Raw genomic sequence first — 14,092 nt, 5'->3', positions numbered from 1 at the left:
ACAGACAAAGTTATAATAGCAATATGGATGGAGTAAAAATAGGATTCAGGAATCTCTGGGGACAAGTGGCAATGGCATTGGTTCTATTGTCGTCGATGGGAGGCTGCACTGAGGAAGAGACTTCCGCCGGATCGCGAAACATGGTCTTCCGGTTGAGTTTGCCGGGAGTGTTGGAGGTGAACACACGGGGAGGAGGAACGCTGAACGAGGTGATGATTGATAATGTATGGGTAGTGCAATACAGTACGACTGGTGACGGCGGAACGCAGCTGGTGGATGGAACATTTCTGAAAGCCCAGTATTTTGATAATTCAAAGCTGAGCATTCCGAAGGAGAACATGACCATTGAAGTTGCTACTTCGGACTTCTCGACAGCGGCAAGCCGGTTTTACGTGATAGCCAATGCCGGTTCCGATTTGTTTACGGAACAGACGGTTGCAGATGGCAGCGAAATTGAAAAAGAATCGAAACTGAAAGCGGTCACTGTTGATTTTCAGAGTAGCAATCCTACTTTGCTGTCTTCCGGCCCGTTGACATCGGCCAGTGCCGAGGGTAAACTGGTGGTGGTAGCTCCGTTGCTTCGTGCATTCGCCAAGGTAAACGTGACATGGAGGCTTTCGTCCGATATAACTTCAACGGAGGGAGCAAACTATGGTGCAAAGGCGGCAATCACTGCTTTAAAAGTATATAACTTGCCTGAGAAGAGTGCGCTTTATGCACGTGGGGGTGGAGCATTGACAGCTCGGTATCCCGGTCTGTCGTCGGTTAGCGGTTCAGTTGTGGAAATTAAATCTACGGATGGCACAAGTGTTTTTCCGGTGAACACAACCCGCAGTTTCCACATGGCTGAGAATCTTCGGGGTACAGGTACAGGGGGGAGTTTCGCTGAAAAGAATCTGACAGGAAAAGGACCGGGAGACGGTGGAGCGTTGACGGGATGCACGTATCTGGATTTGGAGGGAACTTATACTTATCCTGGTGCAACGGATGCAATCGGCATGAAATACCGTATTTATTTGGGAGGTAACTTAATGAATGATTATAATATCCAGCGGGGCTATCTGTATGATTTGACCGTCAACATCAGCGGAGCCAATAGTGCGGACGTAAGGGTGACCATCACAGATGGTAACGTGATCATGTTCGATGAAGTGGAAATCATCCCGAATGAAGTGAATTTTAGATAATACGAAGGAGGTAAGATGAAATACAGCAGTTGTATGAATAGGTTAGGATGTATGCTCACGGTAACGGCCCTGTTGATGGGGTTGACGTCTTGTGAGGAGCGGTTCAGTGAGTCTGTTCCGGCAGCCGGTGAAGGAAATCCGGTAGAAGTTTCTCTTTCTTTCGGTTTTGCCGACGAGGAGGATGGATACGCGCTTTCGGTGCCCGCCGATACGCGTGCCGGAGAGGATGGAGAGGGCGGAGCGTTCAGCGCACGCCTGCTGCCTGCGGCGAAGACCCGGACCGGGGAAGTCACCCGTCCGGACGCGCTTTACCAGTTCCACCTGATGCAGTATAACCAGAGCGGTAATCTGATGGGAAGCGTACAATATAAGGAGACGGTCCCAATCGGAGCAAATTTCTCTACCGCTCCCACTTCCCTCACCTTGCAGCAAGCCACGGATTGCCAGTTGGTGGTGATAGTCCGCGGGCAAGGGAATACGACACCTGCCATTAGCGGTAACCTTGCCAATGTGCAGAAACAGATGATGGATACTACACTCTTCAAACATACCATTCCGGCCGGCGGACTTACGCAAGCCGATATCAACAAAATGCCCTATATACTTCATCTGCCTCACGTCAACGTGACGGCCGACGGCAAACTTCAGAGTCCGGATGGCAACTATGATACCCGCTTGCTGCTCAAACGGCTGGCTGCCAGGCTGAAAGTGACCTGGACGGTGGATGATAAAAACCTCACCCAAAAGGGGTATGTACTGAAAGAGGTAAAACTCTGCCAGGTGCCGGCTGCCTTCCGTCTGCTTCCTGCGAAGACAGACACGAAGTGGGGGAAAACCTATCCGGACGAAATGGTGGAGTATGTCGATTATTATCGCCTGACGAATGCCGCTGATCTGGCGGGGGGAGAGAAAACCGTATGGATACCCGCCAATGTGCGGGGCACTTCGGCCAAGGCTACCTCTGCCTATTATCGTACGAAAGAGAATGCGCCTACCGCCGCTTCGTACATGGAGCTGGTGGTGGACAACGAGGTGAAGAAGGAGCGCCTCTACTACCGTGCTTATTTGGGCGGACGGGAGTCAACGGACTTCAACCTTTACGAGAATAAGGATTATAACTGGGATATGCATATCACATCGACTAATTATCAGGCCGACAGACGCATCCAACTGTTAGATCAGAGTCCGGTGCTAAGCACCAACCTGGTGGAGACCTCCAACTGCTTCATGATGAAGCCCGGTACGAATATCTGTTTTAATCCGTATAAGCACGAAGCGGGGATGAATGGTTACAATGTTCCGTTGAGTGGTTGGAATACACATCTGACGGATGGTGCGACGCTGGCCGATAACAAAAAAATAACGGATGTTAAGTTGATCTGGCAAACCAAGGATGATGCTACGTCGGGCGATTTGGTGATGGGGTATGCCATCAGTAGAGACGATCATTCAAATCTGGCGCGTATCACCGACGGAGGTGATCTGCAAAAAGCCCGTATCCACGTTAAAGTGCCGGTGAGCAAAGGGGGGAATGCCTTGATTGCTGCCTATTCCGGCAGTACGATTGTATGGAGCTGGCACCTTTGGATAACCGATTATGTACCGCAGGGGATTACTTCCTCTGTCACTTATGCCCAGGCACAGCAGTTGACTCAGAACGGGAGTGTACATCAGTATGCTACTGATGCTTTCAAAGATGGAGGAGCGCATGTCGGGAAAGTTATTATGGACCGGAACCTGTGCGCGACTGCCGGAGGATTTCCCGGTGAGAATGCTTCATTGCTGGAATTTGCAAAGCGGATAGGCTATCTGTTCTATTGGGGGCGCAAGGACCCGTTCTTGGGGTCGATAGACGGAACGGCGAATGAACTCAACGTTATTTATGACGGAGAAGGACGAGGGGTAAAACTGGGAAAGGTCGCTTATTCCAATATTACATTAGTAAATGGCAATACGCTGCAATATGTGATTGAGCATCCTGATCATATTATAACAGGTTCGGGCAGCGATCAGAACAATAGCAGGTGCTCTTGGTATAGTTTGAATGAAACTACCGCGGAGTATCAGTATTTGTATAATAACTCTAAAACTCTTTATGACCCTTGTCCGGCAGGATGGAAGACTCCCTATCAAACAGTGTACAAGGGCTGGAACACGGGGCAGGGGTATTGGTTTAATGCGAATGGAGCGTTTGTGCAAAATGGTAGTGCACACGAGCGGGGTGGACGTCTGTATAATGTATCCGGTGGAAGTGGTGTGCCCTCTCCCCGTACGGAAGATAATACAGCCTGGTTCCCGGTCACGGCATACCGGTCTTTTGCCAATGGAAATTTGATATTTAATGGAAGTGCCGCCGGATACGAAGGAACGAATACGATAGCAAAGACTGGCAATAACTACCGGATATATTATACAAAAATAGCGGCAGGAGAATTGACTACTCCGGCTAATGGTTGGGGAGTTCTCGGTGAACCTTATCCGTTTCGATGTGTACAAGAATAATAATGATATGAAACAGACTTGGAAGAATAAATGGTTAATGCTCTTGGGAGGAGTGATCCTTCTGGGAGGGTTGAGTGGATGTGAGGACCGGACGGAAGAGGCGGTGGTTCCTCCGGCGGATAGTGAAGAGGTGACGGTATCGATGGTCTTCGGCTTTGCCGAAGATTCAAGTGATAATGATCCTCAACGGCTCGCCTCAACGGCTCGCCTCAACGGCTCGCCTCAACGGCTCGCCTCAACGGCTCGCCTCAACGGCTCGCCGTTGAAAGCAGCAAAGCTGCTTTTGATGTGAACCTTTCGTCAGGAACGATGACTCGTGGCGGGACAAGCGTTCCGGATCAGTTATATAACCTGGAGATACGTCAGTATGACTCGAATGGAACTTATAAAAACGGGAAGGACTATGGCAATGTAGCGCTTGGGAAACATCTGGAGGTCACTTTAAGCGCACTGACGGACTGCCAGTTGCTGATTGTGGCGCGTGGCAACGGGGGGGCGATAGCTGCCTTGGGTAGTAACTCTTTGGAGAAGGTGCAGGCGATGGACGTAAACTCGTCTGTGATCAATGCGATTAATCCTTCGAATAGTGAAGATATGAAGAAGATGCCTTATGTGCTCCATCTGGAGCATGTGAATGTGGTGACGGGCACCGACGGTAAGGCTGTGATTCAGAGTCCGGAGGGGAGCTATGATACCCGCCTGTTGCTGAAGCGCCTGGCTGCCCGGCTCACCGTGGAGTGGACATATGCTGTGAGCGGATATACTTTGAAACAACTGTTGCTCCAAAGTGTCCCGTTGAACTATGCGGTTATCCCTACCCCCGATAGTGAGGGAAATTATCCTTCTATCCTGGATCAGTTTACTACTTTGCAGATAAAAAATGTGGCACAAAGCGGAAGTTACTCTTGCTGGGTACCGGCCAATATGCGCGGAGAGAAACCGGCAGCGAACTCTGAAACCCAACGGACAAAAGAGAATGCTCCTAAAGGAAGTTCTTTCTTTAACTTTGTCGCGGTGAGCGATCAGGATGCAAAAGTTAAACTGGACTATCGTGTTTATATCGGCGGGAGGCAGTCGACGAATTTCGACATTAAGAGTAATGCAAATTATGATTATACGGTGAACTTTGCACATAGCGGTATCCCGACAAGTGATAAACGGGTGACCTATATCAACCCTGTACCCGCTTCGGAAAATAATGAAAACTTTGTGCCTACGGCCAATTGCTTTATGGTATCCGCCGGAGGCGGCTTCTGCTTTGATCCGCTGGCATACCAACAGAATGGAGATCCGGATAAAACGAACGATGTATTGAAAGGTTGGTGTGAGGCTTCCGGAGGAATCACTACGATGAAACTGCTCTGGCAAACCAAAGAGGATGGAGACATCGGTGAGCCGGTAATGGGAATCGTAACTTCGGAGGATGACCATACGAACATCGTGGATTTGAAACGGACAGATGGAACCGATCCGACGTTGTATCCGGTGAAGAATAAAGGGGAAGCCCGTGTTTATTGCCGTGTGGCTCCGGGAACTACCGGTGGTAGCGGGGTGATTGCCGCTTATGGTGCGGATGGTAAGATACTCTGGAGCTGGCATGTGTGGGTGACGGACTACCGCCCGGACGCGACAGGTGATGCGGATGTGCAAGAGCCGTTGACTAAAAGAAAACTGAAATTTACATATGGCAATCATGGAAACCAGTTACCGATGATGGATCGTAATCTGGGGGCTATGGCCGGATATGCCGGCGTGCCGCCGTCGGATGTGGAGAAGTTTAAGACACATGGATTCCATTATCAATGGGGAAGGAAAGATCCATATCCGAGCAGTTATTCGAATAAGCCGATCACGATAGTGAATCTTCCTACTCCGATGACTAAACCGATTGTGGGAATATTAAGCTTATATAAGCCGGATGGAGTCACTTTCCTGCCTTTTGATCCGGCTGTAAATGCTCAGGCGACTTATCGGACGGCTTACCAGAATCCGTTGAATATATATAAAAAGACAAATGTACATAAATGGATAGCGGACAGTGATCGGAATAATACATATCTGAATGCTTGGAATATTCAGAAGACAGTTCATGATCCGTGTCCGGCAGGATGGCGTGTAGCACTGATTGAGAACTATCTTTCACTGTTTAGCAATGTGAATCAAGCAGTCAAAGCATCAGACAATGGTGCTAATGTGATGAATTCGGATAGTGTTGGTGCACATGGAGGAATGGTTATGGCATATGATACAAATAAAAAACTAACGACTTATGTTCGGCTCACCGGTTATTATTATTTGGATAGTCAGTTTGCGTATATTGGAGAATCTGCTTTAATTTGGTGCGGAAATAAGTTAGGTACTGCTTCGGGAGGGGAAACAGTGAGTTATTTTAAAATAGGAAAAACTGCTTCGACAAAAGCAAGTATTGTTCTTACAGGACATGAACGTGAAGCGATTCCCCTACGTTGCATTCAGGAGCGGGCTGACTGACCGGTATGGATTGATAAAGTTATAAACGATCTGTTGTTTTGTTTGTGAAAGTTCCGCTTGCTTCCGGTGGGGAGGAGCGGAACTTTATTTATGTGGCTCCTATGGGCGTGGTGTGGAAAAGTAATTTTTAATGTTTTAGTTTTCCTTCCATTGTGCTCAGGTAGATGTCCAAGGCACGAGTCGATATCTGTATCTCACGGAGAGAAACGCCTAAAGAGGCGATTAACAGAAGCAGTGCGAGTCCGAAAATATAGATGGAAAGCAGGAACAACCCGATGTAGATAAGAAACATGGTAACTACGCAGAAGAATAGGCTGGCAATGCCGAACACCTGCATCATGCGGGTCAGGTTGAGGCGTTTGCGCAGATTCTCAATTTGAGCTACATTGATATCAGAGGGATCTTCCATATAACGGTCGCGAAGAGTGCGTACCAATTGGGCATACGAGAGAAAACGGTTGGTGTATGCCAAAAGAATAAGTGAAACGGCTGAAAATAGCAGCGCGGGTGTCGTGAGTGTAAGTTCTTCCATTGTTATCATACTTTTATATACAATAACAATGGAAGAGAAATAAAGGTTTACTTCAGTACACCTAATTCTTTACCTACTTTGATGAATGCAGCGATACATTTATCGAGGTGTTCTTTCTCGTGACCGGCTGAAATCTGTACACGGATACGTGCCTGGTCTTTCGGAACTACCGGATAGTAGAAACCTGTTACATAAATACCTTCTTCCTGCATGCGGGCTGCATAAACCTGTGACAGTTTGGCATCGTACAGCATCACGGCACAGATAGCACTCTGAGTCGGTTTGATGTCAAATCCGGCTGCGGTCATCTTGTCGCGGAAGTAGTTTACGTTTTCTACCAGTTTGTCATGGATTTCGTTGCTTTCTTTCAGCATCTTGAATACTTCGAGGCTGGCACCGATAATACCCGGAGCAAGTGAGTTTGAGAACAGGTACGGACGGCTGCGCTGGCGAAGCAGGTCGATGATCTCTTTGCGGCCGGTTGTGAATCCGCCCAAAGCACCACCAAAGGCTTTACCCAGAGTTCCGGTGTAGATATCTACACGTCCGTAAGTGTTGTACTGTTCGCTTACTCCATGACCGGTTGCACCAACTACACCGGCAGAGTGAGATTCGTCTACCATCACCAGGGCATCGTACTTCTCGGCCAGATCACAGATTTTGTCCATTGGAGCTACATTACCGTCCATTGAGAATACGCCGTCGGTAACGATAATGCGGAAACGCTGGGCTTGTGCTTCCTGCAGGCAATGTTCCAGGTCGGTCATGTCTGCATTGGCATAACGATAGCGTTTTGCTTTGCAAAGACGTACTCCGTCGATGATAGAAGCGTGGTTCAGTGAGTCGGAGATGATGGCATCTTCGTCGGTGAACAACGGTTCGAACACACCGCCGTTGGCATCAAAGCAAGCTGCGTACAAAATAGTGTCTTCGGTTTTGAAATAGTCTGAAATTGCGGCTTCCAGCTCCTTATGTATATCTTGAGTTCCGCAGATGAAACGTACAGAAGACATACCGTATCCACGACGGTCCATCATCTTCTTTGCACCTTCGATCAGGCGGGGATGGTTAGACAATCCAAGGTAGTTGTTGGCACAGAAATTCAGTACTTCCTTGCCTTTAACAGTGATAGCAGCTTGTTGTGCACTTTCGATTAAGCGTTCCTCTTTGTAGAGGCCTGCTTCTTTAATTTCAGCAATCGTGTTGCTGAGGTGTTCTTTCATTTTACCGTACATAGTGTTTGGGGTTTTAGTTTCTTTTGCAAAGGACACAATTTTTCTTGGAATAAACAACATATATTTGGTATAAAAATGAAAAAAAAGTGCTTACTTTGCGCACCATTTAGCTTAATACACCTTATTAGTAAAGATAATGAAAAATATTTTGGTAATTGGAGCAACCGGCCAGATTGGTTCGGAGCTCACGATGGAACTACGTAAACGCTACGGAAACACACATGTAGTAGCAGGTTATATTCACGGGGCAGAGCCCAAAGGGGAATTGAAAGAATCCGGTCCGTCGGCGGTAGTCGATGTAACAGATCAGGAGATGATCGCCTCTGTAGTGAAGGAGTATAATATCGACACAATCTACAACCTGGCAGCCCTGCTGTCTGTTGTGGCCGAATCGAAGCCCAAACTGGCTTGGAAAATCGGTATCGACGGATTATGGAATGTACTCGAAGTGGCCCGCGAAAACAAATGCGCCGTGTTTACTCCAAGTTCGATCGGTTCGTTTGGCGAAAGCACACCTCACGTGCAGACACCGCAGGATACCATTCAGCGTCCGCGCACTATGTATGGTATCAGCAAGGTAACCACGGAGTTGCTGAGCGACTATTATTTTAATAAGTATGGCGTAGATACACGTGCCGTGCGTTTCCCGGGAATCATTTCGAATGTGACACCTCCGGGAGGTGGTACGACTGACTACGCAGTAGACATCTACTACTCTGCCGTAAAAGGAGAGAAGTTTATCTGTCCGATTCCGGAAGGAACACTGATGGATATGATGTATATGCCGGATGCGCTGAACGCAGCTATCTCGCTGATGGAAGCTGATCCGACGAAACTGGTACACCGTAATGCTTTCAACATCGCTTCTATGAGCTTTGCACCCGAAACAATTTATGCTGCCATCAAGAAACATGTTCCTGACTTTGAAATGGAATATAAGGTAGACCCGCTGAAACAGCGCATCGCCAACAGCTGGCCTGACAGTATGGATGATTCTTGTGCCCGCGAAGAGTGGGGCTGGAAACCGGCTTACGATTTGGAGAGTATGACAGTAGATATGCTTGAAAAACTAAGAGCTAAATTAAAATAATGTGATGATATAGGCCCATGTGCCCGCCGGAATAATGAAATGGTTTTGAAAACCGGTTGGCACATGGGAATATCGACACATTGCTAACTATTAAAATGAAAACAATAATGGCGGGAGTCACCGTCCTGGTGTTGTTTGCCGCATGTGGAAACAACAAAAAGACTGACGCTGACCCCTTTGCATCTATTACACATTTGGTAGATTCGGCTATGGTGAACAAAGCCGACTCCATTGATAAAGAGAAGGCTTCGGACGAACCTAAACCGATTGAAGCTGACGAATCGTTTGACGACTTTATCTATAACTTTGCTTCTGATGACGCTCTGCAAAGGCAGCGCGTAGTGTTTCCGTTGCCCTACTACAACGGAGAACGAGCTTCAAAAATTGATAAGAAGTACTGGAAGCACGATGACTTGTTTACTAAACAGAGTTATTATACCTTGCTCTTCGACCGGGAAGAGGACATGGACATGGTAGGGGATACTTCACTCACTTCCGTTCAGGTGGAATGGATTTTCATCAAGAAACGAATGGTGAAGAAATATTATTTTGAAAGAATTAAAGGGGCGTGGATGCTTGAAGCAATCAATCTGCGTCCGATTGAGAAAAGCGAGAACGAGGATTTCGTCGAATTCTATGGGCACTTTGCAACAGACAGTATCTTCCAGAGTCACCGAATCCGGCAGCCGCTTGCGTTTGTTACCACTGATCCGGATGACGATTTCTCAATACTCGAAACTACACTTGACTTGAACCAGTGGTTTGCCTTTAAGCCGGTATTGCCTACTGATAAGCTTTCGAATATTAATTACGGACAGCAGAATGATGACAATACTTCACGCAAGATATTGGCATTGAAAGGTATTGGCAACGGGTTCTCCAATATCCTCTATTTCCAGCGCAAAGACAGCGGATGGGAACTGTATAAGTTTGAGGATACAAGTATTTAGTGATTGCTTTTTATGATTATGGAACAAAAATACTCTCTTTTATCACATAACACTTTTGGCATCGATGTGTCCGCAGCTCGTTTTTTGGAGTACGCTTCAGTGGATGAATTGCATCGGTTGATTGATTCAGGACAAGTGACTTCTCCTTATTTGCACATTGGGGGGGGCAGTAACCTGCTGTTTACTAAAGATTACGAAGGTACTGTTTTACACTCGCGTATCGAAGGAGTAGAGGTGGCGGACGAAACGGATGATGAAATTGTCGTTCGTGTAGGTGCAGGTGTAGTCTGGGACGACTTTGTGGATTATTGCGTGAAGCATAATTGGTACGGTGCGGAAAACCTCTCCCTGATTCCCGGAGAAGTGGGAGCCAGTGCGGTGCAGAATATCGGGGCTTATGGGGTTGAGGTAAAAGATCTGATTGTGCGGGTGGAAACCTTGAACATTGAGGGGAAAGAACGTGTTTATGATATTTCAGAGTGTGGATATTCCTATCGGGACAGTATCTTTAAGCGCCCTGCAAATAAGAGTGTTTTTGTCACTTATGTCAGCTTTAAGTTAAGTAAGAAGGAATATTATACGTTGGATTACGGTACTATCCGCCGGGAATTGGAGAAGTATCCTACGGTGACATTGGAGACCGTGCGCCGGGTGATTATCGCCATCCGTGAGGAGAAATTGCCGGATCCCCGGGTGATGGGTAATGCGGGAAGTTTTTTTATGAATCCGATTGTGTCCCGCATCAAATTTGAAGCGTTGCAAGAAGAGTATCCACATATGCCTTTTTACGAAATAGATGCCGACCGGATAAAGATTCCCGCCGGTTGGATGATTGATCAGTGTGGCTGGAAAGGTAAAGCTTTGGGGCCGGCAGCGGTACATGATAAGCAAGCGCTGGTACTGGTGAATCGCGGAGGAGCCAGAGGCGCGGATGTTATGGCACTTTCGGATGCAGTACGCGCTTCGGTTAGAGAGAAGTTTGGAATAGATATTCATCCGGAGGTGAATTTTATCTGAAATGAAAATAAGAATACTTGGTAGCGGGACTTCTACCGGAGTGCCCGAGATTGGATGCACTTGTGCGGTTTGCACTTCAAAAGATCCGAAAGATCATCGTCTTCGTACCTCGGCGTTGGTGCAGACCGGGGATGCTACTTTATTGCTGGACTGCGGTCCGGATTTCAGGGAACAGATGTTACATGTCCCGTTTGGTAAAATTGATGCCGTATTGATTTCCCACGAACATTATGACCATGTGGGAGGTTTGGATGACTTACGTCCTTTCTGTCGTTTCGGAGAGGTGCCTATTTATGCCGAAACGTATACGGCTGAGCGTTTGCGTAGCCGGATGCCTTATTGCTTTGTGGAACATACTTATCCGGGAGTTCCGAATATTCCTTTGCGTGAGATTGAACCCAATCGTCCGTTTCTTGTTAATCATACCGAAGTGTTACCCTTGAGGGTAATGCACGGCAAACTGCCCATTCTGGGATATCGGATCGGAAAGCTCGGATATATTACTGATATGCTGACCATGCCCGATGAATCGTTTGAGCAGTTACAAGGGGTAGATGTGCTGGTGATGAATGCATTGCGCGTAGCGCCACACAACACCCATCAAAGCCTTTCTGAAGCGCTGGAGGCTGTGAAACGCATTGGGGCAAAGGAAACCTGGTTTATTCACATGAGTCATCATATCGGACTTCAGGCAGATGTGGAAAAACTACTTCCTCCGCATGTGCATTTTGCATTCGACGGGCTTGAAATAGAATGTTAGTGATTAATGCTTAATAATTCTTTCTTTAAGTATATTTTGTTTTATTTGGAGAATTTATTATTTTTGCAGTGAGCCGATAAACAACGAATGCCATGAAACTCCGTACGATAGTGAAAATAGCCGTAATCTCGTCTGTTGTACTACTGTGTACAGGCTTTGCTATGTTTTCTTTTTTCAGATTATCGGCGGTTGAGGGGCGTAAAGACTTTAATCTTTATACGCTTGTTCCGCGCTCGGCCACTGTGGTTCTCGAAACGGATGATCTTGCCGGGATGATACAGAGTATCAATGAACTGAGTTGTAGCAAAGATCAGCATTTCCTTTATATTTCCAAATTATTTTCTTATTTGAAACTCCATCTTTATACATTGTTGGAAGATACGCCTCACGGGTTGAGTAAACAGATGAATAAGGTGTTGCTGAGCTTTCATGAGCCGGATAATGACCGCAACCAGGTGTTGTATTGCAGTTTGGGAAATGGTGATTATGAGTTAGTGGAGAAATTTATACGTAAATACTGTTCAAGCAGTTTCCCATCAAAACTGTTTGATTATAAAGGGGAGGAGATACGCATCTATCCGATGCCGGATGATAGCTTTTTAGCTTGCTACTTCACTTCCGATTTTTTGGCGGTGAGCTATCAGAAGAAGCTGATAGAACAAGTGATCGACGCACGTTTGTCGAAAAAGTCTTTGCTGACCGACAGCTCTTTTGTAAAAGTGCATGAAGACAAGCGTGCCCGTGTAGCGGCTACTATTTATGCCCGTATGCAACCCCTGAGTATGGGCAAGGCTACCGACGGGATTCGTTCGTGTACACAATTGGGGGGATGGACCGAATTTGATATGAAAATGAACGGGGATGCTATTTACTTTTCTGGAGTCAGTCATGATACTGATACCTGTATGACTTTTATGAACGTGCTTCGGCAACAACAACCTGTAGAAGACTTTCCGGGAGACATCCTGCCGGCTTCTACTTTCTTTTTCAATAAACGGTCGGTGACGGATATGCAGGCGATGCTTGACTTTACTGCCCGGCAGGAATATACAACATCAACCTATTCAGACTATATCAGGGACCGGGACGGAGAACTGCTTGCATTCCTCAAGGATAATGCCGGAGGCGAACTTGTGACCTGCCTGTTCCATTCGGCGGACACTCTTGCGAATCCTTGTGCGGTGATGACTATTCCCTTGAAGGATGTCCAGCAGGCTGAGCGGGTGTTGCAAGGAGTACTCCGGAGTGCTCCGAAAGAAGTGGACGGCCCTCCGAAGCCACGTACTACTTTCTGTAAAACGCCTTCAAGAGCTTATACGCTTTATGTGTTGCCACGTAATACATTGTTTACGCAATTGACCGGAATTACGGAATCTGCCTTATATGTCTATGCTTGTTTCTATGGAGAGAGACTGATTTTGGCTCCGGATGCGGAGAGTCTTGCCACATATGTCCGTTGTCTGGATAAAAAAGAAATTCTGAACGATACTCCCGGATACGAGGAAACGGTAGTAAATCTTTCTCCGTCATATAACTTTATGATGGTGGCTGACTTGGGAGAAACCTTTTCCCAGCCGGAGAACTACGTCAGGTTGATACCTGCATTTTTCTTTCGCAATCAGGAGTTCTTCCGTCATTTTATTCTTTCTGCACAGTTTACCTGTACTGACGGAGTTGTCTATCCTAATGTGGTTTTGATTTATAAAGGTGATTCTGACGATGTTTCCTGACTACGGTAAGAGGCACAAAACCCCGAAAGAAATTGGATAGCTTTCGGGGTTTTGTGTCTTATACTAAGGCATGTTTGCTTAGAAAGGCAAGTCGTCTTTTGCATCACCGGCAATGAATTCCGGTGCTGAAGATGGTGCCGGAGGAGGAACCGGAGTTCCCGGAGTCATGGGTGCGCCTGCGCCTACACGCTCTACTTTCCATGCACGGATACTGTTGAACCAACGATCCTGCCATTGACGTGCATCGATATCGAATGATACAGTCAACTCTTCACCCATCTGGATGTTGAATTGTTCTATTTTGTCTGCTCCGAAGATGTCGAAACACATTTTCTTTGGATATTGATCATGATTTTCGATTACATACTCCTGAGCCTTCCATTCGTTGCCGCTTGTCTTAGAAACTCCACCTCTGGGCTGGAGTATAGCGATAATTTTTCCTGTAAATTCCATTGCGATAATTTTAAATTGTGCGGCGAAGTTACAATTTTTTAGGGATATCCGACGAATATTCTCCTGTTTTTTCTTCTCTTTTATTGTGCTGCCTCGATCTTTTTTGTAACTTTGTGCTTTGCAAAAATATAAAATTTAAAATCACA

General features: G+C 46.7%; 12 protein-coding genes. 9 read left to right on the top strand and 3 right to left on the bottom strand.

The window, feature by feature from the left end:
• Positions 1 to 23 precede the first annotated feature (23 nt).
• Genes R3O62_RS18360 through R3O62_RS18345 form a run of 4 tightly spaced genes read left to right on the top strand, consistent with a single transcriptional unit; the run spans position 24 to position 6,179 of the window.
• Positions 24 to 1,187, top strand: a complete 1,164-nt coding sequence (locus tag R3O62_RS18360) for a DUF4906 domain-containing protein (RefSeq protein WP_317472583.1) — start codon at positions 24 to 26, stop codon at positions 1,185 to 1,187.
• A gap of 33 nt (positions 1,188 to 1,220) precedes the next feature.
• Positions 1,221 to 3,689, top strand: coding sequence for a DUF4906 domain-containing protein (locus R3O62_RS18355; protein ID WP_317472584.1), 2,469 nt, complete (start codon positions 1,221 to 1,223; stop codon positions 3,687 to 3,689).
• Positions 3,676 to 3,981 carry a hypothetical protein gene (locus R3O62_RS18350; protein WP_317472585.1) on the top strand — a complete coding sequence of 102 codons (306 nt, stop codon included), beginning with the start codon at positions 3,676 to 3,678 and terminating at the stop codon, positions 3,979 to 3,981. The genes R3O62_RS18355 and R3O62_RS18350 overlap by 14 nt, the downstream gene beginning before the upstream one ends.
• Complete coding sequence (locus tag R3O62_RS18345) at positions 3,978 to 6,179, top strand: DUF4906 domain-containing protein (RefSeq protein ID WP_250710292.1); 2,202 nt, start codon at positions 3,978 to 3,980, stop codon at positions 6,177 to 6,179. The genes R3O62_RS18350 and R3O62_RS18345 overlap by 4 nt, the downstream gene beginning before the upstream one ends.
• Before the next feature lie 127 nt (positions 6,180 to 6,306).
• On the opposite strand, the gene R3O62_RS18340 is transcribed toward R3O62_RS18345, so the two are convergent.
• Positions 6,307 to 6,711, bottom strand: coding sequence for a DUF2721 domain-containing protein (locus R3O62_RS18340; RefSeq protein ID WP_005806973.1), 405 nt, complete (start codon positions 6,709 to 6,711; stop codon positions 6,307 to 6,309).
• Positions 6,712 to 6,758: 47 nt separating this feature from the next.
• A complete protein-coding gene (kbl, locus tag R3O62_RS18335; protein ID WP_317472586.1) occupies positions 6,759 to 7,946 on the bottom strand; it encodes a glycine C-acetyltransferase in 1,188 nt (395 codons plus the stop codon).
• A 136-nt stretch (positions 7,947 to 8,082) separates the two neighbouring features.
• Between kbl and R3O62_RS18330 the strand changes: the two genes are divergently transcribed.
• The 5 genes from R3O62_RS18330 (at position 8,083) to R3O62_RS18310 (ending at position 13,493) form a co-directional block, all read left to right on the top strand.
• Positions 8,083 to 9,036 carry an NAD-dependent epimerase/dehydratase family protein gene (locus tag R3O62_RS18330; RefSeq protein WP_005780013.1) on the top strand — a complete coding sequence of 318 codons (954 nt, stop codon included), beginning with the start codon at positions 8,083 to 8,085 and terminating at the stop codon, positions 9,034 to 9,036.
• 95 nt (positions 9,037 to 9,131) lie between these two features.
• Positions 9,132 to 9,986, top strand: coding sequence for a DUF4348 domain-containing protein (locus R3O62_RS18325; RefSeq protein ID WP_005780011.1), 855 nt, complete (start codon positions 9,132 to 9,134; stop codon positions 9,984 to 9,986).
• Between the two features lie 18 nt (positions 9,987 to 10,004).
• Positions 10,005 to 11,003 (top strand): UDP-N-acetylmuramate dehydrogenase, encoded by a 999-nt coding sequence (murB, locus tag R3O62_RS18320; RefSeq protein WP_234077421.1) that lies wholly within the window; start codon positions 10,005 to 10,007, stop codon positions 11,001 to 11,003.
• 1 nt (position 11,004) lies between these two features.
• Positions 11,005 to 11,763 (top strand): MBL fold metallo-hydrolase, encoded by a 759-nt coding sequence (locus tag R3O62_RS18315; protein ID WP_005780008.1) that lies wholly within the window; start codon positions 11,005 to 11,007, stop codon positions 11,761 to 11,763.
• 92 nt (positions 11,764 to 11,855) lie between these two features.
• Positions 11,856 to 13,493 carry a DUF3352 domain-containing protein gene (locus tag R3O62_RS18310; protein ID WP_195317630.1) on the top strand — a complete coding sequence of 546 codons (1,638 nt, stop codon included), beginning with the start codon at positions 11,856 to 11,858 and terminating at the stop codon, positions 13,491 to 13,493.
• Between the two features lie 78 nt (positions 13,494 to 13,571).
• Here the strand turns inward: R3O62_RS18310 and R3O62_RS18305 are convergent, their stop codons facing one another.
• Positions 13,572 to 13,946 (bottom strand): DUF3127 domain-containing protein, encoded by a 375-nt coding sequence (locus tag R3O62_RS18305; protein ID WP_195317629.1) that lies wholly within the window; start codon positions 13,944 to 13,946, stop codon positions 13,572 to 13,574.
• Positions 13,947 to 14,092 lie beyond the last annotated feature (146 nt).

The organism is Bacteroides hominis (genome assembly GCF_033042785.2).
Lineage (GTDB): Bacteria > Bacteroidota > Bacteroidia > Bacteroidales > Bacteroidaceae > Bacteroides > Bacteroides hominis.
The sequence above is the reverse complement of the archived record's forward strand: the minus strand, read 5'-3'. Positions and strand labels throughout refer to the sequence as shown.

Bases quoted from the DNA above. Each gene is read 5' to 3' on its own strand.
- R3O62_RS18355 (WP_317472584.1), top strand. From the start codon at position 1,221: ATGAATAGGTTAGGATGTATGCTCACGGTAACGGCCCTGTTGATGGGG.
- R3O62_RS18305 (WP_195317629.1), bottom strand. From the start codon at position 13,946: ATGGAATTTACAGGAAAAATTATCGCTATACTCCAGCCCAGAGGTGGA.
- R3O62_RS18330 (WP_005780013.1), top strand. From the start codon at position 8,083: ATGAAAAATATTTTGGTAATTGGAGCAACCGGCCAGATTGGTTCGGAG.
- R3O62_RS18360 (WP_317472583.1), top strand. From the start codon at position 24: ATGGATGGAGTAAAAATAGGATTCAGGAATCTCTGGGGACAAGTGGCA.
- R3O62_RS18340 (WP_005806973.1), bottom strand. From the start codon at position 6,711: ATGGAAGAACTTACACTCACGACACCCGCGCTGCTATTTTCAGCCGTT.
- R3O62_RS18315 (WP_005780008.1), top strand. From the start codon at position 11,005: ATGAAAATAAGAATACTTGGTAGCGGGACTTCTACCGGAGTGCCCGAG.
- R3O62_RS18325 (WP_005780011.1), top strand. From the start codon at position 9,132: ATGAAAACAATAATGGCGGGAGTCACCGTCCTGGTGTTGTTTGCCGCA.
- kbl (WP_317472586.1), bottom strand. From the start codon at position 7,946: ATGTACGGTAAAATGAAAGAACACCTCAGCAACACGATTGCTGAAATT.
- R3O62_RS18310 (WP_195317630.1), top strand. From the start codon at position 11,856: ATGAAACTCCGTACGATAGTGAAAATAGCCGTAATCTCGTCTGTTGTA.
- murB (WP_234077421.1), top strand. From the start codon at position 10,005: ATGGAACAAAAATACTCTCTTTTATCACATAACACTTTTGGCATCGAT.